This window comes from Aureimonas endophytica (genome assembly GCF_014642635.1).
Taxonomy (GTDB): Bacteria; Pseudomonadota; Alphaproteobacteria; order Rhizobiales; family Rhizobiaceae; genus Plantimonas; species Plantimonas endophytica.
The window spans coordinates 369,247-389,233 of record NZ_BMIQ01000001.1; the positions used below are offsets into that span (position 1 = coordinate 369,247).

Genomic DNA, 19,987 nt, shown 5'->3' on the forward strand with positions numbered 1-19,987 from the left:
TTCAGCCGTCGAGGAGGCGGCGGATCTTCGCCGCCGCGTCGGGCCAGCCGGTCGCGGCCTGCGTCCCGGCCGGCATCGGCGGCAGATGCGGCCGGAAGATCTCGTTCGCCATCAGATGCACGAGACTGGCCTTCGGCACGCTGCGCGCGACCGACAGGAGATTGGGCGGCAGGTCGTCGACGAACACCAGCCGGCCCGTCCGCCGCTGCATCAGCTCGGCGGCGACGGCACCCTTCGAGCGCGTCGTCGCGATCATCGGATAGGGCAGGCCGCAGGCATCGAGGAGCCGGCGCCGGGCCGGATAATGATCCGGCGTCATCGCCGTGAGGAAGACGATATCGGTGAGCGGCGCCAGCTCGCCGAGCGCCGCCTGGACGCCCTCGACCGGCGGCTGGCGTGTTTCCTGCTCGCGATAGAGGCGCTGCGTCACCTTATCGAGCTCATGCCCGCTGACCGCCGTTCCGGTGGCGATCGAGCGGACATTGCCGGTCAGCCGGAAACTGTCGACCGACAGGCGCGCGCCATATTCGGCGATGAGGGCGCAGAACGGGTCGATGAAGTGCAGCACGACCTCGTCGATGTCGAGAAGCAGGAGATCGGCGCGGCCGACCGGAATGGCCTCGATCGCAGGGCCGGCCCAGACGATGTCGCGCGTCACCGGGGCACGGTGCCGAAGGCGCGGGCGAGAACGGCGCGCGCCGCGACGATGCGCTCGGGCGGCAGCTCGGCATGGGCCGCGAAGGCGTCGAGCGTCGGCTCGTGGTCGAGCATGAAGTCGAGAAGGCCGGCGAAGAAGGCCGGCCGCTGCGCCTCGCGGCGCAGGCCGTGCGGGTCGAGGCCGGAAAGGGCGAGGAACCGTTCGAGAAGCTCCGGCTGGGCGGCGAGGAACTGCAAAGCCGCGATGCCGATTCCGAGCGCCGCGTCCTCGGTCGGAGCGGCATTTTCCTGTCGTGAACTCTTAAGCATAATTCCAATCGTCTCGCAGAGCCGCCGGGGAGTCCCTAAATTTTAATTGAAATGGTGGTAGTGCTCTAGCTCCTCAACCGGCAGTGAAGCCGGCGGAGTTTGCGCAGCGCATCTGGAGTTCACGGATGCCCAAGACAGTGATGATCGTCGAAGACAACGAGCTTAACATGAAGCTCTTCCGCGACCTCATCGAGGCTCATGGATATGCGACGATTCAGACACGCAACGGGCTGACGGCGATCGATCTCGCGCGCGAGCATCGGCCTGACCTCATCCTGATGGACATCCAGCTGCCGGAAATCTCCGGCCTGGACGTGACTCGCATGTTGAAGGCCGATCCGGACCTGCGCGCGATTCCCGTGATCGCCGTTACCGCCTTCGCGATGAAGGGCGACGAGGAGCGTATCCGCCAGGGCGGCTGCGAGGCCTATATCTCCAAGCCGATTTCGGTCCTGAAATTCATCGAGACGATCAAGTCCTTCCTCGAACCCGCCTGAGAACGGATATGCCCGGACGGATTCTCGTCGTCGACGACGTGGAGATCAACCGCAAGCTCCTCGAGGCGCGGCTGCATGCCGAGTATTTCGAGGTGCAGACGGCGAAAGGCGGCGTCGAGGCCCTGGCGGCCTGCGAGGCCGGCGGCGTCGATCTCGTGCTCCTCGACGTGATGATGCCGGAGATGGACGGCTACGAGGTCTGCCGCCGGCTGAAGGCCTCGCCCCAAACGCGCCATATCCCGATCATCCTCGTGACGGCGCTCGACCTGCCGAGCGACAAGGTGAAGGGGCTGGAAGCGGGGGCCGACGACTTCCTGACCAAGCCGGTGCGCGACCTGCAGCTCTTCTCCCGCGTGAAGAGCCTGCTGCGCCTGAAGTTCCTCACCGACGAACTGCGCATCCGCGCCGATACGACCGCCGCGCTTCTCGGCGGCGACGATTTCCTCGGGCAGATCGGCCAGGGCGGCCTGAAAGGCAATGTCCTCGTCGTCGACGAGACGCATGAGGGTGCCGCGCGCACCGCGCGGCTGCTCGCGACCGAGCATCGCTGCCGCACCGTCGCCGGCGCGCCGAGCGCGGAGGAGACGGGCGATGTCGATCTCGTCGTCATCGCCCTGGCCTCCGGCCTGCACGATCCGCTCCGTCTCTGCTCGCAGCTTCGGGCCAACGAGGCGACGCGACAGATCCCCATCCTGATGATCGGCGATATCGCCGACGAGCAGGCGATCGCCAAGGCGCTGGAACTCGGCGCGAACGATTATCTCATGCGCCCGCTCGACCGGAACGAGCTCTCGGCGCGGGTGCGCACCCAGATCAAGCGGCGCCGGTTCGACGAGGGGCTGCGCCGCTCGCTGCGCACGACGATCGAACTGGCGACCTCCGACGCGCTCACCGGCCTGCAGAACCGCCGCTTCCTCGATGCGCATCTGCCCAGCGTCATCGAGCGGGCGCGCAGCGAGTCGCGACCGACGGCTCTTCTCATCGCGGATATCGATCACTTCAAGCGGATCAACGACACCTACGGCCATGATGCCGGCGACGAGGTGCTGAAGGAATTCGCGCGGCGGTTGCGGGCGGGTCTGCGGGCCAGCGATCTCGCCTGCCGGCTCGGCGGCGAGGAATTCGTGATCGTCATGCCGGACACAGCGGCGGAGGCCGCGGCCCCCATCGCCGAACGGCTGCGCCAGACGATCTGCGAGCGACCTTTCGATCTCGGGAAGGAAAGCCTCGCCGTCACCGTCAGCATCGGTCTGGCGGTGCTGGAGGGCATGGGCGACGACGCGGCGAGCCTTCTGAAACGCGCCGATCTCAGCCTCTATGCCGCCAAGCGCGGCGGGCGCAACCGCGTCGTCAGCCTGGCCGCCTGACGCGAACTTTCGCGCGATGCCGGCCCGCTTGTCATGCGAGCTTCCGGGCCGATTCATGCGGCGCCGGGCGGCGCTCCGTGGCTTGCGCGAGCCGTCGTCGCGCGGCGATGGTTCAGGACCGGTCACTCCGGTCAGGGGGCGAATCAGACTTAACCATTCCTTTCGAAATGGTAAGTCGCAAGGCACCGATCCGATTGCTATTGCTGGCGGATCGCCGGAGACTGGCGTTACGGATCGCAGCCCCGGACCTCGCGTCCCGGCAGAGCTCAGATCCTCATGGGATGTTCAGGTCCGCCGCATCTCCTGAGTCCCGTGGGGCGGCCGATCGGCACCTGGCACAAGCGGTTTCCTCGTTCCGCCGCCGGGGCCGATCGGCCACTTTTCTCATCCCAAACGAAAACGCCGCCCGAAGGCGGCGCATCCAGCATGCAGGATCGAGTAAGGCTTACTTGATCTTGGTCTCTCGGAACTCGACGTGCTTGCGCGCGATCGGGTCGTACTTCGTCTTCGTCATCTTATCGGTCATCGTGCGGCTGTTCTTCTTGGTCACGTAGAAGAAGCCGGTATCGGCCGTCGACAGGAGCTTGATCTTGATGGTCGTGGCTTTGGCCATGGTCACTCGCCTTGCAAAGTCTTGCCATGTCCCTTCGCGGCGGCAGGCCAACGGATGCATGGCGGGATCGGATCGTCGGAGCGGCGCGACTTCGCCGATGGCGAAGGTCCTGCCGAAAATCGTTCGCGCCGCGCGGAAAGCGCGACGCGAACTTTGCCCGGACGTTTATCCGAGCCACCGGCAAAGTCAAGAACGGGCGGCGCGATGGGCGAGGCGGCCGAGCGTCAGCATGATGTAGAAAGCGAAGAAGACGGCCAGCGCATAGGAAAAGCCGTTCAGACCCAGAAGGTCGAGCGAGGCGCCGATGCCCTGCGGGCCGACCAGCATGCCGAGCGCGTAGCAGAAGATGAAGGCTGCATTGGCGGACGCGAGATCGGCGCCCGACAGCTTCGAGCCGAGATGGGCGAGGCCGACAGTATAGAGGCCGGCGACGACGCCGCCCCAGACGAAGAGCACCAGCGCCGTCAGCCACCAGGACTGGATGAGGAAGGGCAGCGCCAGCGAACCCAGAAGGCCGACCACGGCGCAGAGCAGCAACAGGCTGCGCGGATCGCGCACCCGGTCGCTGACGAGACCGAGCGGAATCTGCAGGAAGACATTGCCGAGCCCGACCGCCGTCAGGAGCTGCGCCGCCCCGGCCTCCGAGAAGCCCGCGGCCTGCCCGTAGATCGGAAAGAGCGCGAAGCCGCCCGATTCGACCGCGCCGAAGACGAAGACCGCCGCCGTCGCCGTCGGCACGGCGAGGACGTAGCGCCAGAAGCCGCCCTTGCGGTCGCTCTCGTGGACGGGCGGCTCGCGGTCCCATGCCAGGAGGAGCGGGATCGCCGAGGCGACGAGGACACCGGCGCCAATCGCGAAAGGCAGGACGCCCCGCGAGCCGACCTGCGAGAAGACGAAGGGTCCGAAGGCGAAGCCGAGCGACAGGCAGGTGGCGTAGAGGCCGAGCATCATCCCGCGCCGATGCGGCGGCGCGGCGGTGCTGATCCAGAACTCCGACAGGATGAAGAGCGCCGTCACGGCGAAATGGAAGACGAAGCGCAGCGCGAACCAGGCGGGAAGCGCGGCGAAGAGATAGAAGCCGAAGCCGGAGGCCGCCGCCGCCGCGATCGACAGAAGCATGAGGTTGCGCACGCCGATCCGCTTGGCGAGCGGCGTGACGAGCGGCGCGGCGGCCAGCGAGGCGATGCCGGCGACGGCGGTGTTCGCGCCGATCATCGAGGCGGAGGCGCCGCGTTCCTCGAGAACGACGCTGAGCAGCGGCAGTCCGAAGCCGAGCGAGGTGCCGACCGCGCTGATCGAGGCGATCGCCGCTCCGGCCCCCAGCCAATCGACGGATCGGCCGGCATCGCTGTCGGTCGAGAAGGGCCGGCTCGTCATGGGGCGGAAGTCCAGACCGTCGTGAGGGGAGATCGCGGAAGCGATAGCCGCCCGACGACGGCGTTTCAATGGTCGGCGGACGCGTCCCGGTTGCCGAATCCATGCATGCGCATCGCCCATTGCAACCCGATCGTCAGGCCCTTCATCGGCCGCAGCAGCGCCAGGGTGAGGATGATCGTCAGCGGCAGGAAGATCGCGAGATGCGTCCACATCGACAGGGTGACGAGCTCTTCCAGCGCCATGTAGAGCGCGACGACGAGATGGCCGACCACGAAGACGGTCAGATAAGGCGGCAGGTCGTCGGCGCGATGGCCTTCGAAGATCTGGCCGCAGCTCGAGCAGGCGGGCGCAGTGCGCAGATAGCCGGCGAAGATCGGCCCCTGGCCGCAATTCGGACAGCGGCAGAGGAAGCCCCGCAGCATGGCCTGGACGAGCGGCCGCTCGGCGCCGGTATCGACGGGCGCATGGGTGCGGGTCCGGTCCAGGGTCTCGATCGTCATCGCTTCTTTCTCACCCGGCCGGCGACATTCTTCGGCGGCTTGCCGCGCGGCCGCCCCGAGGGGCGCAGCTTGGTCTTGTGGAACGAGCTTGTCGAGCGCCCGAGCGGACGCGGCTCGGACAGCATCTGGAACTGCATGGAGCCGGCGAGGGGAATGGCCTCCACCAGCTTGACCTCCACGGCGTCGCCAAGCCGGAAGCCGGTGCCGCTGCGACTGCCGACCAGCGAATGCGCCGCCTCGTCGAAATCGAAATATTCGTGTCCGAGTGTCGATATGGGGATGAAACCGTCCGCGCCAAAGCCCGGAAGCGAGACGAAGAGGCCGGATTTCGTGACGCCGGTGATCCGGCCGTCGAACTGATCGCCGACCCGCTCGGCGAGATGATGGGCGATCAGCCGGTCGACAGTCTCGCGCTCGGCCGCCATGGCGCGGCGTTCGGCCTTCGAGATCTCGTCGGCTGTTTCCGTGAGGCGCGCCTCTTCCTCCTTCGTCAGCCCGCCTTCGCCGAGACCGAGCGCCGCGACGAGGGCGCGATGGACGACGAGATCGGCATAGCGCCGGATCGGCGAGGTGAAATGCGCGTAGCGCATGAGGTTAAGACCGAAATGGCCGAGATTCTCGGGTGAGTAGATCGCCTGGCTCTGGGTGCGCAGCACGATCTCGTTGACGAGATGCTCGTGCTCGCCGGCGCGGACCTCGGCCAGAATGCCGTTGAAATGCGCCGGCCGTAGACTGCCGGAGCGGGCCAGCGAGATGTCGAGCGTGCGCAGGAAGTCGCGCAACGCCTCCAGCTTGGCGAGGGAAGGGGCGTCGTGGACCCGGTAGATCAAGGCTTGGCGGCGCGCCTCCAGCGCCTCGGCCGCCGCGACATTGGCGAGGATCATGAATTCCTCGATCAGCCGGTGCGCGTCCAGCCGGTCCGGCACGACGACGCGCTCGACCCGGCCATGCTCGTCGAGGACGATCTTCTTTTCGGGCAGGTCGAGATCGAGCGGCTGGCGCTCCGTGCGGGCTTGGCGAAGCAGCCCATAGGCCGTCCAGAGCGGGCGCAGGACCGTGTTCACGATAGCGGGTGAAACCGGCGATTCGCGCCCGTCGATCGCCGCCTGCGCGTCCTGATAGGCGAGGCGCGCATGGCTGCGCATCAGGACGCGGTGGAACGAATGCTTGACCTTCCGACCCTCGGCCGAGATTACCATCCGCACGGCGAGGGCCGGCCGGTCGACCTCGGGGCGGAGCGAGCAGAGATCGTTGGAGATGCGCTCCGGCAGCATCGGCACGACGCGGTCGGGAAAATAGACCGAATTGCCGCGCAGCCGCGCTTCCTCGTCCAGCCGCGAGCCGGGGCGGACATACCAGGAGACGTCGGCGATCGCGACGGTCAGCACCATGCCGCCGGGATTGGACGGATCGTGGTCGCGTGCGGCATGGACCGCGTCGTCGTGATCCTTGGCGTCCGCCGGATCGATCGTGACGAGCGGCAGCGCGCGCCAGTCCTCGTGTTCGGGACCGAACGCCCGATCGCCGGCGGCCTCGGCCTCCGTGAGCACGCCGCGCGGAAAGATATGCGGAATCGAATGGGCATGCAGCGCGATGGTCGAGATCGCCCGCTCGCTGCCGAGCGAGCCGATCACCGTCACCACGCGTCCGCGTGGCAGGCCAGCCCGGCCGCGATCGAGGGGTTCGACTTCCACGAGATCGCCGCTGCGCGCGCCGCCGGTATCCGCAGGGCCGATCGCATATTCGAGCGCGCGCCGCTCCACCGGCTCGATGCGCCCGCCGCCGCCCGGCGCGGCGCGGAAGACGCCGAGCGCCAGCGTCTGCTTCTTTTCCAGAACCCGGATCACGCTCGCCGTCGGGCCCTCCGGCGCCTCCTGGTCGAGCTTGGCCAGGATGCGGTCGCCGACGCCAGCCGTCGCCGTCCGCTCGTTCTGGCGGACGACGAAGACGGGACGCGGCCCCTGACTGTCTTCCTCCCAGCCGGGCGGCTCGGCGAGAAGGCCGCCATCGTCGTCGCGGCGGCGGATTTCGAGGACGGTGACGTCGGGCAGGGCGCCGGGACGGGAATAGCTGCGGCGGTTGCCCGCCAGCGCGCCTTCCGCCTGAAGGTCGGCGATGATGTCCTTCAGCTCGTTGCGCGACTCGCCCTTCACCTCGAAGGCGCGGGCGATCTCGCGCTTCGTCGCCCGGTCAGGGTTCTCGGCGATGAAGCGCAGCACGGCCTCGCGCGTCAGTTCGGGTCCCGTCGTCCGATGCCCGCCGCGCTTCGCCATCCGAGCTATTCCGCCGCTTCCGATTTCGCCGCCGTCCGCCGCTTGGGCGCCGCCTTCTTCTTCGGCGCCTCGCCCTCGGCCTTCGCCTTCGGCTTGGCCCGCGAGGTGGCGCGCGCCGTCGTCTTGGTCTTGCCGCCGGCGCCGGTCTTCGCCGCCCGCTCGGTCAGAAGCGCGATGGCCTCCTCCAGCGTCACGCTGGCCGGGTCCTTGCCCTTCGGCAGCGTGGCATTGACCTTGCCGACATTGACATAGGGGCCGAAGCGGCCGTCGCGCACGGTGATCGGCCCGCCGAGCTCGGGATGCTCGCCGAGCGTCGCCAGGGCGGCTGGCGTCGAGCGGCCGCGGGCGCCCTTTTCCTTCTTCTCCGCGATCACGGTGACGGCGCGGTTGAGACCGATCGTCAGGACGTCCTCGACCGTCTCCAGATTGGCATAGGCGCCGTCATGCTGGAGGAACGGACCGTAGCGGCCGAGCCCGGCGAGGATCGGCTTGCCGGTTTCGGGATGCAGCCCGACCTCCCGCGGCAGAGACAGGAGCCGCAAGGCCTTTTCGAGATCGATCTCGGCGGCCAGCCAGCCCTTCGGCAGCGAGGAGCGCTTGGCTTCCTTGCCCTCGCCCCGCTGCACATAGGGGCCGAAGCGGCCGGAGCGCAGCGTCACCGCCTCGCTCGTGTCCGGATCGGTGCCGAGCTCGCGCGGCTCGTCGCCCCCGGTGCCCTCCGCCGCGTCGGCGGCGAAGCTCGTGCCGAGCTGGCGCGTATAGTTGCATTCCGGGTAGTTCGAGCAGCCGACGAAGGCGCCGAACTTGCCGAGCTTCAGCGACAGCTGGCCGCTGTTGCAGCGCGGGCAGAGGCGCGGATCGGTGCCGTCCTCCTTGGCCGGGAAGAGGAGCGGCGACAGATCGTCGTTCAGCGCGTCGAGAACGTTCGTGACGCGCAGTTCCTTGGTGCTCTCCACATGCGAGGAGAATTCGCGCCAGAACTCGCGCAGCACGTCCTTCCAGGACAGTTCGCCGGCCGAGATCCGGTCCAGCTTGCCTTCGAGATCGGCCGTGAAGTCGTATTCGACATAGCGCTCGAAGAAGTTCGTGAGGAAGGCCGTGACCAACCGGCCCTTGGCTTCCGGCAGGAGCTTGCGCTTGTCGTTGACGATATATTCGCGGTCCTGCAGTGTCTGAAGCGTCGCGGCATAGGTGGAGGGCCGGCCGATGCCGAGCTCTTCCAGCTTCTTGATCAGCGAGGCTTCCGAATAGCGCGGCGGCGGTTCGGTGAAGTGCTGGCCAGCCTCGACGGCACGCTTGTCGAGCGTCTCGCGCGCCTCGATGCGCGGCAGCCGGGCATCGTCGTCCTCGTCATCGGCCGCGCCGCCGTCCTTCGGCGCGCTGTCGTCGCGGTGATCCACATAGGCGCCGAGGAAGCCGTCGAAGCGCACCACCTGGCCGGTGGCGCGCAGCATCGCCCGCTTCGCGCCGGCCGTCGCCTCGATCTCGGCCACGGTACGCTCGATCTCGGCCGCCGCCATCTGGCTGGCGATCGCGCGCTTCCAGACGAGGTCATAGAGCCGCGCCTGATCACGGTCGAGAAAGCGCTCGACATCCTTCGGATGACGCGTGAACGAGGTCGGGCGGATCGCCTCGTGCGCTTCCTGGGCGTTCTTCGCCTTGGTGGAATAGTGGCGCGGCTTTTCCGGCAGATAGCGCTCGCCGAACGTGCCGCCGATGGCTTTCCGCGCGTCGGCGATGGCCTCCGGCGCCATCTGCACACCGTCGGTTCGCATATAGGTGATGAGACCGACCGTCTCGCCGCCGATGTCGAGGCCTTCATACAGCTTCTGGGCGACCTGCATGGTACGCGAGGCGGAGAAGCCGAGCTTGGCGGAGGCCGCCTGCTGGAGCGAGGAGGTGGTGAAGGGCGGGCCGGGATTGCGGCGCGTCGGCTTCGCCTCGACCGAGGCGACGCCGTAGCGCGCCCCGTCCAGCATGGCGCGGATCGACTGCGCGTCGTCGCCATTGGCGATCGACAGGCGGTTCAGCTTGCGTCCGTCATATTCGGACAGGCGCGCGGTGAACTCGTCGCCGCGCGGCGTCGCGAGACGGGCGGCGATCGACCAGTATTCCTGCGGCTTGAAGCGTTCGATCTCGGATTCGCGATCGCAGATGAGGCGCAGCGCCACGGACTGGACGCGGCCGGCCGAGCGGGCACCCGGCAGCTTGCGCCACAGCACCGGCGACAGCGTGAAGCCGACGAGATAGTCCAGCGCGCGGCGCGCCAGATAGGCGTCGACCAGCGGTTCGTCGATCTCGCGGGGCTTGGCCATCGCTTCCAGCACGGCCGATTTGGTGATGGCGTTGAAGACGACGCGGCGCACTGGCTTCTTGCCGAGCGCCCGCTTCTGCCGCAACACTTCGAGAACGTGCCAGGAAATGGCCTCGCCTTCGCGATCCGGGTCGGTCGCCAGCACGATCGTGTCGGCCTGCTTGGCGGCGTCAGCGATCTCCGAGAGACGCTTCTGCGACGGCTTGCCGACTTCCCAGCTCATGGCGAAATCCTCGTCCGGCAGGACCGAACCATCCTTGGCGGGAAGGTCGCGGACATGGCCGTAGGAGGCGAGAACCTTAAAGTTCGAGCCGAGATATTTGTTGATCGTCTTCGCTTTCGCCGGCGATTCGACGATAACCAGATCCATTCCGAAGTCCTGATTTTCCGGGCGAGGGGCCTGTGCCGCGAACCGTTCGGCGCGCCCATCGGCCGCCGGCCACAGATGGACAGCTTCCGGCGGGCGGTCAAGTCCCGGCTGCATTCCGCCTCGAATGATCGAATGCAACCCTGGGTGACATCCGGATAATTTTACAAACGCAGAAGCTGTGTTATCTCCTTCGCTTACAGCCTCGCATCTCGGAAGACCCATCCATGACGGAGTTTCAGCAGACGCTGCATTATATCCGCGACATGCTGAACCAGCTGATCCGGCTGGTTCCTCCCGAGGCGGGGCGCACGCTTCCCTATCTGCTCGACGTCGCCAAGCTGGAGGCGAACGAGCTGATCGCGAGCGAGGATCAGAAGACGAGCGAGACGTAGCCGCCGCGATGCCGCTCCAGGCGGCCGGCGAGATCGAGTTCGAGGAGGACGAGTTGCAGCGCGGCCGGCGAGGCGCCGGTATGGGCGATGAGATCGTCCAGCGCCGCCGGCGCGGTGCCGAGCGCTTCGAGGATGCGGCCGCGTTCGCCCTCGCTCGGGCCGTCGCCGAGGAAACTCCCCTCCGCGCCCTGGCTCGCGGCGAAGCCGGGTTCCATCCGCGAATCGAGCGGCCGGAGCGCGTCGATCACGTCCTTGCCCTCGGTCACGATGAGGGCGCCGTCCTTCAGCAGCTTGTTCGTGCCGCCGGCGCGCGGATCGAGCGGCGAGCCGGGCACGGCGAAGACCAGCCGTCCCATCTCGCCGGCAAGGCGCGCGCTGATCAGCGAGCCGGAGCGTAGCGCCGCCTCGACCACGAGGAGGCCGTGCGCGAGGGCGGCGACGATCCGGTTGCGGCGCGGGAAATCGACCGCGCGCGGCTCCCAGCCGAAGGGCATTTCGGAGAGGAGGCAGCCGCCGCCGTCGACGATGCGTCGCATCAGCGGGCCGTTCTCCTTCGGATAGGGCTTGTCGAGACCGCCGGCGAAGACGCCGGCCGTTCCCGTCGATATCGCCGCCTCATGCGCCGCCGCATCGATGCCGCGGGCGAGGCCGGAGACGATGACGAAGCCGGCCGCGCCGATCTCGGCGACGAGTTGCCGCGTCAGCTTCACGCCGGACAGCGAGGCATTGCGCGCGCCGACCACCGCCAGCGTCGGCCGGGCGAGAACTGCGGGGTCGCCCATGATCGCGAGAACCGGCGGCGCCGCTTCGGTGGCGAGGAGGATCGGCGGATAGTCGGCTTCGCCCTGGAACAGGAACCGCGCGCCAAGCCGCTCGGCACGGGCGAGCTCGGCCTCGGCGGCGGCTTTCTCGGCGATGCGGATGCGACGCTTCGAGCCGCCGCGCGCGGCGAGGTCCGGCAGGGCCTCCAGCGCGGCTTCCGCGCCGCCATAGCGGTTGATCAGGGCCCGGAAGCTGATCGGCCCGACATTCTCGCTGCGGATGAGGCGCAGCCAGGCGAGGCGTTGGGCGTCGTCGAGACGCGGTCGCGCGGCCTCGCGGCGGGGTGTCACCCCTTGGCTCCGATCCGCCCTTCGGTTCCGGCGAGGAGGCGCCGGATGTTCGGGTGATGCTTGATCCAGACGATAAGGCTCAGCACCGCGACGAAGCCGGCGACGGCGTGCAGCCCGAGGAGATAATAGACGATCGGCACCGCCACGGTCGCGACGAGCGCGGCGAGCGAGGAGAAGCGGAAGGCGAAGGCGGTGCCGAGCCAGGCGACGGCGAAGGTGAGAACGCCGATCGGGGCGAGGCCGAGCAGGATGCCGATATAGGTCGCGACACCCTTGCCGCCCTTGAAGCCGAGCCAGACCGGGAAGAGATGGCCGAGAAAGGCGCCCGCGCCGCCGATCATCGCGCCGGTCTCACCGGCGAAATGGCGGCCGACGAGGACCGGCACGGTGCCCTTCAGAAGATCGCCGAGAAGGGTCAGCGCCGCCAGCGTCTTGTTGCCGGTGCGCAGCGCGTTGGTGGCGCCGATATTGCCCGAGCCGATCTTGCGGATGTCGCCATAGCCGAAGACCTTCGACAGAACGAGGCCGAAGGGGATGGTGCCGCAGAGATAGCCGGCGACGAGGATGAGGAGGAGCGGCAGCGTCGGGAGATCGGTCATCGCGGCATATCCCGGCGGTCCTGTCCGGTCTCGAACACCGTGCGGCCGGCCACGAAGGTGCGCCTCACCTCGCCCTGCAGGCGGGCATTCTCGAAGGCCGTGTTCTTGGACTTCGATCGGATGCGGTCGCGCGAATAGACGAAGGGCGCCTCGAGATCGACCAGCGCGAAATCCGCGACGGCGCCGGGCGCGAGCGTGCCGCGATCGAGCTTCAGGAGCCGAGCCGGAGCGATGGTCAGGGCTTCCAGGATGCGCAGCAGCGGCACGTCGTCCGAATTGTGAAGGCGCAGCGCCGCCGGCAGCAGGGTCTCCAGGCCGATCGCGCCGACCTCGGCTTCCGCGAAGGGATGGCGCTTGCCGTCCGCATCCTGCGGATCGTGGGCCGAGACGATGACGTCGATCGTGCCGTCTGCGAGCGCCGCCACCATGGCCTGCCGGTCGTCCTCCGTGCGCAGCGGCGGCGACAGGCGGAAGAAGGTGCGATACTGCCCGACGTCGTTCTCGTTCAGCGTCAGGTGATTGACGGAGACGCCGGCGGTGACGGACAGGCCGCGCCGCTTGGCGGCGCGCATCGCCTCGGCCGATTCGGCGACGGAAATCTCCGCCGCGTGATAGCGGCAGCGGGTGAGGGCGGCGAGGCGCAGGTCGCGTTCCAGCGGAATGATCTCCGCCTCGCGCGGAATGCCGGGCAGGCCGAGCCAGGAGGCGAGGAGACCCTCGTTCATCACCCCCGCGCCGGTGAGATCGGCATCCTGCGTCGCATGCATCACCAGCGCGTCGAAATCGCGGGCATAGGTCATCAGGCGGCGCAGCAGGGCAGGATTGGCGATCGTGCGCCGCCCGTCGGTGAAGGCCGGCACGCCGGCCTGGCTGAGAAGGCCGATCTCGCTCATCTCGCGCCCCGCCAGCCCCTTGGTCAGGGCGGCCGCCGGAAAGACGTTGACCACCGCCGTCTCGCGCGCCGTGCGCATCACGAACTGGGCGAGGGCGATGTCGTCGATCACCGGATCGGTGTCCGGCATCGTGAGGATCGAGGTGACGCCGCCGGCCGCCGCCGCGCGGCTCGCCGAGCGGATCGTCTCGCGATGCTCGCCGCCCGGCTCGCCGATGAAGACGCGCGCGTCGACGAGACCCGGAATCACCGCCAGGCCCGCGCCATCGACGATCTCGGCCCCGTCCGGCACGCCCTGGTTGCGCGCCTCGGGGCCGGCCGCGCGGATCTGCCCTTCGGCGACGATCAGCGTGCCGAGGGCATCGAGGCCGCGCGACGGATCGAGGATGCGGGCGTTCTCGACGACGATCGGGCGGAGGCTCTCGTTCAACCGTTGCTTCCTTGTGCCGGCAGGAGCGCCTGCATCACGGCCATGCGTACCGCGACGCCCATCTCCACCTGTTCCTCGATGACGCTCTGCGGCCCGTCCGCGACGGAGGAGGCGATCTCGACGCCGCGATTCATCGGCCCCGGATGCATGACGAGCGCGTTGGGCTTGGCCCGGGCGAGCTTGGCCTCGTCGAGGCCGAAATAGCGGAAATATTCGCGGATCGACGGGACGAAGGCGCCGGCCATGCGCTCGCGCTGCAGGCGCAGCATCATCACGACATCGGCGCCCGCGAGCCCGTCTTCCATGCGGTGGAAGATCTCGACGCTCATCTGCTCGATGCCGGCGGGAAGGAGGGTCGAGGGCGCGACGACGCGCACCCGGGCGCCGAGCGCGTTGAGGGCGAGAATGTTCGAGCGCGCGACGCGGCTGTGGAGGACGTCGCCGCAGATCGCGACCGTCAGGCCGCCGATGCGGCCCTTGTGGCGGCGGATGGTGAGGGCGTCGAGCAGCGCCTGCGTCGGATGCTCGTGCGCCCCGTCGCCGGCATTCACCACCGAGCAGCCGACCTTCTGCGCGAGAAGCGCCACGGCACCGGCGGCGTGATGGCGCACGACCAGGATATCCGGCCGCATCGCGTTCAGCGTCATCGCCGTGTCGATGAGGGTCTCGCCCTTCTTCACAGAGGAATTGCCGACGGACATGTTCATCACGTCGGCGCCGAGGCGCTTGCCGGCGAGTTCGAAGGAGGCCTGGGTTCTGGTCGAGGCTTCGAAGAACAGATTGATCTGCGTGCGCCCCTTGAGGACGCTCTTCTTCTTGTCGTCCTGGCGGCTGGTGGCGATCTCGCCTTCCGCCCGGTCGAGCAGATCCTCGATCTCGAACGGCTGCAGCCCGGCCATCCCGAGCAGGTGGCGATGGCGGAAGGTCGGGGCGGGGGATAGGGCGCTCATCTCGAAGCCGGCCTATAGGCAAAAGACGCCCGTCCGGCAAGGATCGTCCGAAGCACGGACGCCGTCTCCCCCCGCCTTTCGCTTCGCCGGCTCCGCGACGCGGTTAGGGTTAACGAAAGGTTACCGATTGCCAGCGGGCGGCGAAGCGCGAGATTGATCGGCATCGCTTGGTTGTCCGGGAGGCGAGACGATGCGACGTCCGATCAGCATGACCTTCCTTGGAGCCTGGGCCGGCTTCTTCGGCACCCTGTCCGCCATCGCGTCGCTGGCGATCGTGGCGGCCGCCTATCCGACCCTGCCACCCGTGCCGCTTATCGGCGACGAGGTGACGCGCATCGCCGTGCTCGTCCTCAGCCAGGGCAGCGCGACCGTTTTCGGCGGCGCGATCGCCGGCTTCGCCTGCGCGGTCCTGACGCTTCTTCTGCTCCTGTCGATGTGGATGCTGCAGGGGGCGGCCCCGACCGACCGGGCGGCCGGCGAGCGGCTGGCGCTCGCGACGCTCGGGCTTGCCGCGCTGCTGCTCGGCCTCGCCTGGGCCGCCGGTCTCGATATTCTCGGCGAGAACGTGACGCTGCCGGGCATCGCCACGGTGCTCGGCCTGTCGAGCCTCGCGCTCGTCTTCGATCGGCTGGTCGAGAGCGAGGGGAGCGGGGAGGGCGACAGCGAAGAGGAATTCTACCGTTCCGCCCTTCTCGTCGGGCGCGAGATGGCGCGCGAGGTGACGCTGCGCCCGGTGCCGACCATTCACCGCCGCGACCGGGAGCTCTGACGCATGCGGACCTTTCTCGTTCTCTGGCTCGGCCCGATCGCCGGCTTCTGGGTCTGGCATCTGATGACGGTGAACGGGCTGGTCTTCTCGCTCGAATATCACGACCGGGTCTTCGCGATCTATGCCGCGCTGCTCGGCATCGAGCCCGCCGCGATCCCGCCGCTCTTCGCCCAGGGACTGCTGTTCGACGGACTGATTCTCGGTCTTGTCCTCGCCTTTCGTCGCCGTCGCGTTCTGGTCGTGCTCGCGCGTGATACGATCCGCCGCCTTCGCGAGACATGGGCGTTGCGTTCCGCTTCCAGCGCCTTTCGGCGGCGGCTGAACGAGGTGAGCGAAACCCGCTATCCGTCCCTGCCGCCGGAGAGCGGCGAGCGGGTCGGCGCTCTCTGAAGTCCGTCGATCGGCGCCGACCAGGGCGGCGATCAGAGCGAGGCGAGGCGATCCAGCGCGCCTTGCAGGATGAAAGCTGCAGCGGCGGCATCGACCCTTTCCGCTCGTTTCGCCCGCGAGACATCCATCGAGATCATGGCGCGCGTCGCGGCCACCGTCGAAAGGCGTTCGTCCCAGAAGGCGATCTGCCGGTCGTCGAATTTCAAATAGTTGCGCACGAAGGCCCGGGTCGACTGGACGCGCGGGCCTTCCGTGCCGTCCATGTTGAGCGGCAGTCCGATGACGATGCCGCCGGCCTGGGTGTCGTCGAGCAGCGCCTTCAAGGCCGTCGCGTCGGCGGTGAACTTGGTGCGGCGGATCACGCTGCGCGGCTGGCCGAAGGCCCAGGAGAGGTCGGACAGGGCGACGCCGATCGTCTTCGTGCCGAGATCGAGCCCGGCAAGGCAGACCCGAGCGTCTCGCAGCGAGGCGAGCTCCGTCACGTCGACGATCGGCATGAAACGCTTTCCCTCGATGGCGCGCGGCGCTTGACCAACTGGCCCGTCGCGGCACTTAACCCGCGCGTCCGGCCGGCGAAAGGCCGCTCGCGCTCCGATTCCCGAGGCTCGCCATGAAGATCATCTATTTCGGCCATTCGGCCTTCCGCATCGAGACCGGGTCCTCCGTCATCCTGATCGACCCCTTCCTGTCCGGGAATACGCATTTCAAGGGCGACGTGCGGCAGGCGACCGAGGGGGCGACTCACATCCTGCTCAGCCATGGCCATGCCGATCATCTCGGCGACACGGTCGAGATCGCGACGCGCACCGGTGCGCGGGTGGCGGCGACCTTCGAACTCGCCAATTTCGTCGGCAAGCAGGGCACCGAGGCGATCGAGCCGATGAATACCGGCGGCACGGTGAAGCTCGGCGATTTCTCCGTCACCCTCACCCAGGCTTACCATTCCTCGTCCTGGATCGATGACGAGGGCACGATCAGCTATCTCGGCATGCCGAACGGCCTGATGCTGCATTTCCAGGACGGGCCCACCGTCTATCACATGGGCGACACCGACATCTTCTCCGACATGGCGCTGATCGAGGAACTGCATCATCCGGCGATCGGCATGGTGCCGATCGGCGACCGCTTCACCATGGGCGGCGCCGTCGCCGCGCTCGCCTGCCGGCGCTATTTCAACTTCGAGAAGATCGTTCCCATCCACTGGGGCACGTTCCCGCCGCTCGACCAGAATGTCGAGAAGTTCCGCGAGGCGATGGAGGGCGAGGCCGACAAGATCCTCGTGCCGACGGTCGGCGAGGCCTTCGAGATCTGACGGGACGTTGCCTCGGCGGCGACCGCTTTGTATAGCGGGAGCCAGAGAAAGAGGTGCGGCATCCGGCTGCGGGACGCACCGACCCGAATCCGAGACTTCCGCCTCATGTCCGTCGATACCGCCACCGTCCGTCGCGTCGCGCGCCTTGCCCGGATCGCCGTGTCCGAAGAGGACGTGGTGGCGATGCAGGGCGAGCTGAACGCCATTCTCGGCTTCGTCGAGCAGCTCGGCGAGGTTGATGTCGAGGGTGTCGAGCCGATGACCTCGGTGACGCCGATGGCGATGAAGAAGCGCCAGGATGTCGTGACGGACGGCGACAAGGCCGAGGACGTGGTGGCGAATGCCCCGATCCATGACGAGCACTTCTTCGCGGTGCCGAAGGTCGTCGAATGACGGCTTTCGTCATCGCCGAGGAAACGGCGCTCCAGCCCTCGGTGCGCGCGCTGGTGGCGGATCTCAACGACCATCTGCGCCCGCTCTCGCCGCCCGAGTTCCAGTTTCAGCTGACCGCCGAGCAGATGGCGGAGCCGGGCGTCACGCTCTTCGTCGTCCGCGACGGCGAGGGGACGGCGATCGGCATGGGCGCGCTGAAGGCGCATGATGCCGAGTTCGGCGAGGTGAAGCGCATGTTCTCCGCACCGACGCGGCGCGGCCAGGGCATAGGCCGCCAAGTGCTCGGCGCCGTCGAGGCGAAGGCCCGCTCGCTCGGCCTGAAGCGCCTCGCGCTCGAGACCGGCGCGACGTCCGGCTTCGAGCCGGCCTGGGCGCTCTACGAGCGCGCCGGCTTCCGGCCCTGCGGCGCCTTTCTCGATTATCCCGATTCCGGCTTCAGCCGCTTCTACGAGAAGAACCTGATCTGATGACCGAACTCACGGCCCTCACCATCGCCGAGGCGCGCGCCGCGCTCGCGAAGAAGGACGTTTCTGCGACCGAGCTGACCGAGGCCTATCTCGCCGCGATCGAGGCCGCCAATCCGGCGCTCAACGCCTATGTCACCGTGACGCCGGACAAGGCCCGCGCCATGGCGAAGGCCTCCGACGAGCGTCTGGCGGGGGGCGAGGCCGGCGCCCTGGAAGGCATTCCGCTCGGCATCAAGGACCTCTTCGCCACCGAAGGCGTGCATATGCAGGCCTGCAGCCATGTCCTCGACGGTTTCGAGCCGCGCTACGAATCGACCGTCACCGCCAATCTCTGGGCCGATGGCGCGGTGATGCTCGGCAAGCTGAACATGGACGAGTTCGCCATGGGCTCCTCCAACGAGACGAGCCATTACGGGCCGGTGATCAATCCCTGGCGGCGGCGCGATTCCAATCTCGACCTCGTGCCGGGCGGCTCGTCCGGCGGCTCGGCGGCGGCCGTCGCCGCCATGCTCTGCGCCGGCGCCACGGCGACCGATACCGGCGGCTCCATCCGCCAGCCGGCCGCCTTCACCGGCACGGTCGGCATCAAGCCGACCTATGGCCGCTGCTCGCGCTGGGGCATCGCCGCCTTCGCCTCCTCGCTGGATCAGGCCGGGCCGATCGCCCGCGACGTGCGCGACGCGGCGATCCTTCTGAAGTCGATGGCCTCGGTCGATCCGAAGGACACGACCTCGGTCGAACGCGAGGTGCCGGATTACGAGGCGGCCGTCGGGCGTTCGGTGAAGGGCCTGCGCATCGGCATTCCGCGCGAATATCGCGTCGAGGGCATGCCGGCGGAGATCGAGGCCGTCTGGCAGCGCGGCATCGACTGGCTGAAGGCGGCCGGCGCCGAGATCGTCGACGTCTCGCTGCCGCATACCAAATACGCGCTGCCCGCCTATTACATTGTGGCGCCCGCCGAGGCCTCTTCCAATCTGGCGCGGTATGACGGCGTGCGCTACGGCCTGCGCGTGCCGGGCCGCGACGTCATCGAGATGTACGAGAACACCCGCGCCGCCGGCTTCGGCCGCGAGGTGAAGCGGCGCATTCTGATCGGCACCTATGTGCTCTCGGCCGGCTATTACGACGCCTATTACATCCGGGCGCAGAAGGTGCGAACCCTGATCAAGCGCGACTTCGAGACCGTCTTCCACGACGGGATCGACGCCCTCCTGACGCCCGCGACCCCATCCGCCGCCTTCGGCATCGCCGACGAGGACCTCGCCTCCGATCCGGTGAAGATGTATCTCAACGACGTCTTCACCGTCACGGTGAATATGGCAGGGCTGCCGGGCATCGCGGTGCCGGCCGGTCTGTCGGAGACGGGCACGCCTCTCGGGCTTCAACTCATCGGCCGCCCCTTCGACGAAGAGACGCTCTTCACGGCCGCGGCCGCGATCGAGCAGGCGGCCGGCCGTTTCGCGCCCCAGCGCTGGTGGTGAGGTCGGACCATGGCTGAGCGCAAGAGCCCCGAATCCTGCCAGGACATGGCCTCCTTGCGGGCGCTGATCGACGGGATCGACGACGAACTCTTCGATCTCTTCGCCGCGCGCATGGCCTGCATCCATCGCGCCGCCGACCTGAAGAAGGCGGAGGGCCTCCCGGCCAATGTGCCGAGCCGCGTCACCGAGGTGATCGCCAATGCCGAGCGCCGCGCGGCGGCGCGCGGGCTCGATCCGGCGCTCTATGGCGGCATCTGGCGTGCCATCGTCGATGCGGCCATCGCCGAGGAAGAGAAGCATCTCGGCGGACAGCCGAGCCGATGAGCAGTGCCGCGCCCCTTCGCCGAGCCCTCGAACGGCTCGAAGTCGGCGACTGGGCGGGGGCGCATGACATCGTACAGGACGATCCTTCGCCGGAAGCGGCCTGGATCCATGCCCATCTTCATCGCGTCGAGGGCGATCTCGGCAATGCCGCCTATTGGTATCGCCGGGCCGGTCGCCCGTGGAATCCGGCGATCTCGAT

At 68.1% G+C, this 19,987-nt stretch carries 22 protein-coding genes; 10 read left to right on the plus strand and 12 right to left on the minus strand.

Annotated elements, in window-relative coordinates; translation table 11 throughout:
- Nucleotide 1: 1 nt before the first annotated feature.
- Both IEY14_RS01890 and IEY14_RS01895 read right to left on the minus strand, forming a co-directional pair.
- A complete protein-coding gene (locus IEY14_RS01890; protein ID WP_244639260.1) occupies nt 2-658 on the minus strand; it encodes a hypothetical protein in 657 nt (218 codons plus the stop codon).
- Nucleotides 655-966: a DUF3572 domain-containing protein gene (locus IEY14_RS01895; protein WP_188906524.1), complete on the minus strand. Its 312-nt coding sequence runs from the start codon at nt 964-966 to the stop codon at nt 655-657. The genes IEY14_RS01890 and IEY14_RS01895 overlap by 4 nt, the downstream gene beginning before the upstream one ends.
- A 125-nt stretch (nt 967-1,091) precedes the next feature.
- Between IEY14_RS01895 and IEY14_RS01900 the strand changes: the two genes are divergently transcribed.
- Nucleotides 1,092-1,463, plus strand: coding sequence for a response regulator (locus IEY14_RS01900; RefSeq protein WP_188907347.1), 372 nt, complete (start codon nt 1,092-1,094; stop codon nt 1,461-1,463).
- Nucleotides 1,464-1,471: 8 nt separating this feature from the next.
- On the plus strand, nt 1,472-2,830 hold the full coding sequence (locus IEY14_RS01905; protein ID WP_188906525.1) for a PleD family two-component system response regulator: 1,359 nt from the start codon (nt 1,472-1,474) through the stop codon (nt 2,828-2,830).
- Between the two features lie 445 nt (nt 2,831-3,275).
- Here the strand turns inward: IEY14_RS01905 and rpmG are convergent, their stop codons facing one another.
- The 5 genes from rpmG to topA all read right to left on the minus strand — a co-directional run bounded on the left by rpmG (nt 3,276) and on the right by topA (nt 10,277).
- Nucleotides 3,276-3,443 carry a 50S ribosomal protein L33 gene (gene rpmG / locus IEY14_RS01910; protein WP_188906526.1) on the minus strand — a complete coding sequence of 56 codons (168 nt, stop codon included), beginning with the start codon at nt 3,441-3,443 and terminating at the stop codon, nt 3,276-3,278.
- 186 nt (nt 3,444-3,629) lie between these two features.
- The gene (locus tag IEY14_RS01915; RefSeq protein WP_188906527.1) at nt 3,630-4,820 is read right to left on the minus strand and encodes an MFS transporter; all 1,191 of its coding nucleotides are present in this window, start codon (nt 4,818-4,820) and stop codon (nt 3,630-3,632) included.
- A 65-nt stretch (nt 4,821-4,885) separates the two neighbouring features.
- On the minus strand, nt 4,886-5,320 hold the full coding sequence (locus IEY14_RS01920; protein WP_244639261.1) for a DUF983 domain-containing protein: 435 nt from the start codon (nt 5,318-5,320) through the stop codon (nt 4,886-4,888).
- The gene (rnr, locus tag IEY14_RS01925; RefSeq protein WP_188906528.1) at nt 5,317-7,593 is read right to left on the minus strand and encodes a ribonuclease R; all 2,277 of its coding nucleotides are present in this window, start codon (nt 7,591-7,593) and stop codon (nt 5,317-5,319) included. The genes IEY14_RS01920 and rnr overlap by 4 nt, the downstream gene beginning before the upstream one ends.
- Nucleotides 7,594-7,598: 5 nt before the next feature.
- Nucleotides 7,599-10,277, minus strand: a complete 2,679-nt coding sequence (gene topA / locus IEY14_RS01930; protein ID WP_188906529.1) for a type I DNA topoisomerase — start codon at nt 10,275-10,277, stop codon at nt 7,599-7,601.
- Nucleotides 10,278-10,501: 224 nt separating this feature from the next.
- Between topA and IEY14_RS01935 the strand changes: the two genes are divergently transcribed.
- A complete protein-coding gene (locus tag IEY14_RS01935; protein WP_188906530.1) occupies nt 10,502-10,669 on the plus strand; it encodes a hypothetical protein in 168 nt (55 codons plus the stop codon).
- Here the strand turns inward: IEY14_RS01935 and dprA are convergent.
- From dprA to IEY14_RS01955, 4 genes are read right to left on the minus strand one after another with little or no spacing between them, the layout of a single operon-like run.
- The gene (gene dprA, locus IEY14_RS01940; protein ID WP_188906531.1) at nt 10,648-11,781 is read right to left on the minus strand and encodes a DNA-processing protein DprA; all 1,134 of its coding nucleotides are present in this window, start codon (nt 11,779-11,781) and stop codon (nt 10,648-10,650) included. The two genes, IEY14_RS01935 and dprA, sit on opposite strands and share 22 nt — an antisense overlap.
- Nucleotides 11,778-12,380: a glycerol-3-phosphate 1-O-acyltransferase PlsY gene (gene plsY, locus IEY14_RS01945; RefSeq protein ID WP_188906532.1), complete on the minus strand. Its 603-nt coding sequence runs from the start codon at nt 12,378-12,380 to the stop codon at nt 11,778-11,780. Before plsY ends, dprA begins: the two co-directional genes overlap by 4 nt.
- Entirely contained in the window at nt 12,377-13,702 is a 1,326-nt protein-coding gene (locus IEY14_RS01950) for a dihydroorotase (protein WP_188906533.1), read from the minus strand. Before IEY14_RS01950 ends, plsY begins: the two co-directional genes overlap by 4 nt.
- Entirely contained in the window at nt 13,699-14,652 is a 954-nt protein-coding gene (locus IEY14_RS01955) for an aspartate carbamoyltransferase catalytic subunit (RefSeq protein ID WP_188906534.1), read from the minus strand. The genes IEY14_RS01950 and IEY14_RS01955 overlap by 4 nt, the downstream gene beginning before the upstream one ends.
- 190 nt (nt 14,653-14,842) lie before the next feature.
- Here IEY14_RS01955 and IEY14_RS01960 point away from each other — a divergent pair, with 190 nt between their 5' ends.
- Nucleotides 14,843-15,421, plus strand: coding sequence for a hypothetical protein (locus IEY14_RS01960; protein WP_188906535.1), 579 nt, complete (start codon nt 14,843-14,845; stop codon nt 15,419-15,421).
- 3 nt (nt 15,422-15,424) lie between these two features.
- Nucleotides 15,425-15,811 (plus strand): DUF6105 family protein, encoded by a 387-nt coding sequence (locus IEY14_RS01965; RefSeq protein WP_188906536.1) that lies wholly within the window; start codon nt 15,425-15,427, stop codon nt 15,809-15,811.
- A 32-nt stretch (nt 15,812-15,843) separates the two neighbouring features.
- Here IEY14_RS01965 and ruvX read toward each other — a convergent pair whose 3' ends face one another.
- Nucleotides 15,844-16,308 (minus strand): Holliday junction resolvase RuvX, encoded by a 465-nt coding sequence (gene ruvX / locus IEY14_RS01970; protein WP_188906537.1) that lies wholly within the window; start codon nt 16,306-16,308, stop codon nt 15,844-15,846.
- Nucleotides 16,309-16,421: 113 nt separating this feature from the next.
- Between ruvX and IEY14_RS01975 the strand changes: the two genes are divergently transcribed.
- From IEY14_RS01975 to IEY14_RS01995, 5 genes are all read left to right on the plus strand, one after another.
- Nucleotides 16,422-17,123, plus strand: a complete 702-nt coding sequence (locus IEY14_RS01975) for a metal-dependent hydrolase (RefSeq protein ID WP_188906538.1) — start codon at nt 16,422-16,424, stop codon at nt 17,121-17,123.
- Between the two features lie 105 nt (nt 17,124-17,228).
- Nucleotides 17,229-17,516: an Asp-tRNA(Asn)/Glu-tRNA(Gln) amidotransferase subunit GatC gene (gene gatC / locus IEY14_RS01980; RefSeq protein ID WP_188906539.1), complete on the plus strand. Its 288-nt coding sequence runs from the start codon at nt 17,229-17,231 to the stop codon at nt 17,514-17,516.
- Nucleotides 17,513-17,983 (plus strand): GNAT family N-acetyltransferase, encoded by a 471-nt coding sequence (locus IEY14_RS01985; RefSeq protein WP_188906540.1) that lies wholly within the window; start codon nt 17,513-17,515, stop codon nt 17,981-17,983. The genes gatC and IEY14_RS01985 overlap by 4 nt, the downstream gene beginning before the upstream one ends.
- On the plus strand, nt 17,983-19,464 hold the full coding sequence (gatA, locus tag IEY14_RS01990) for an Asp-tRNA(Asn)/Glu-tRNA(Gln) amidotransferase subunit GatA (RefSeq protein WP_188906541.1): 1,482 nt from the start codon (nt 17,983-17,985) through the stop codon (nt 19,462-19,464). The genes IEY14_RS01985 and gatA overlap by 1 nt, the downstream gene beginning before the upstream one ends.
- A gap of 9 nt (nt 19,465-19,473) precedes the next feature.
- Nucleotides 19,474-19,788: a chorismate mutase gene (locus IEY14_RS01995; protein ID WP_244639262.1), complete on the plus strand. Its 315-nt coding sequence runs from the start codon at nt 19,474-19,476 to the stop codon at nt 19,786-19,788.
- Nucleotides 19,789-19,987 lie beyond the last annotated feature (199 nt).

Coding starts and splice junctions, on each gene's coding strand:
- IEY14_RS01895 (WP_188906524.1), bottom strand. CDS start 966: ATGCTTAAGAGTTCACGACAGGAAAATGCCGCTCCGACCGAGGACGCG.
- IEY14_RS01900 (WP_188907347.1), top strand. CDS start 1,092: ATGCCCAAGACAGTGATGATCGTCGAAGACAACGAGCTTAACATGAAG.
- IEY14_RS01905 (WP_188906525.1), top strand. CDS start 1,472: ATGCCCGGACGGATTCTCGTCGTCGACGACGTGGAGATCAACCGCAAG.
- rpmG (WP_188906526.1), bottom strand. CDS start 3,443: ATGGCCAAAGCCACGACCATCAAGATCAAGCTCCTGTCGACGGCCGAT.
- IEY14_RS01915 (WP_188906527.1), bottom strand. CDS start 4,820: ATGACGAGCCGGCCCTTCTCGACCGACAGCGATGCCGGCCGATCCGTC.
- IEY14_RS01920 (WP_244639261.1), bottom strand. CDS start 5,320: ATGACGATCGAGACCCTGGACCGGACCCGCACCCATGCGCCCGTCGAT.
- rnr (WP_188906528.1), bottom strand. CDS start 7,593: ATGGCGAAGCGCGGCGGGCATCGGACGACGGGACCCGAACTGACGCGC.
- topA (WP_188906529.1), bottom strand. CDS start 10,277: ATGGATCTGGTTATCGTCGAATCGCCGGCGAAAGCGAAGACGATCAAC.
- IEY14_RS01935 (WP_188906530.1), top strand. CDS start 10,502: ATGACGGAGTTTCAGCAGACGCTGCATTATATCCGCGACATGCTGAAC.
- plsY (WP_188906532.1), bottom strand. CDS start 12,380: ATGACCGATCTCCCGACGCTGCCGCTCCTCCTCATCCTCGTCGCCGGC.
- IEY14_RS01955 (WP_188906534.1), bottom strand. CDS start 14,652: ATGAGCGCCCTATCCCCCGCCCCGACCTTCCGCCATCGCCACCTGCTC.
- IEY14_RS01960 (WP_188906535.1), top strand. CDS start 14,843: ATGCGACGTCCGATCAGCATGACCTTCCTTGGAGCCTGGGCCGGCTTC.
- IEY14_RS01965 (WP_188906536.1), top strand. CDS start 15,425: ATGCGGACCTTTCTCGTTCTCTGGCTCGGCCCGATCGCCGGCTTCTGG.
- ruvX (WP_188906537.1), bottom strand. CDS start 16,308: ATGCCGATCGTCGACGTGACGGAGCTCGCCTCGCTGCGAGACGCTCGG.
- IEY14_RS01975 (WP_188906538.1), top strand. CDS start 16,422: ATGAAGATCATCTATTTCGGCCATTCGGCCTTCCGCATCGAGACCGGG.
- gatC (WP_188906539.1), top strand. CDS start 17,229: ATGTCCGTCGATACCGCCACCGTCCGTCGCGTCGCGCGCCTTGCCCGG.
- IEY14_RS01985 (WP_188906540.1), top strand. CDS start 17,513: ATGACGGCTTTCGTCATCGCCGAGGAAACGGCGCTCCAGCCCTCGGTG.
- gatA (WP_188906541.1), top strand. CDS start 17,983: ATGACCGAACTCACGGCCCTCACCATCGCCGAGGCGCGCGCCGCGCTC.
- IEY14_RS01995 (WP_244639262.1), top strand. CDS start 19,474: ATGGCTGAGCGCAAGAGCCCCGAATCCTGCCAGGACATGGCCTCCTTG.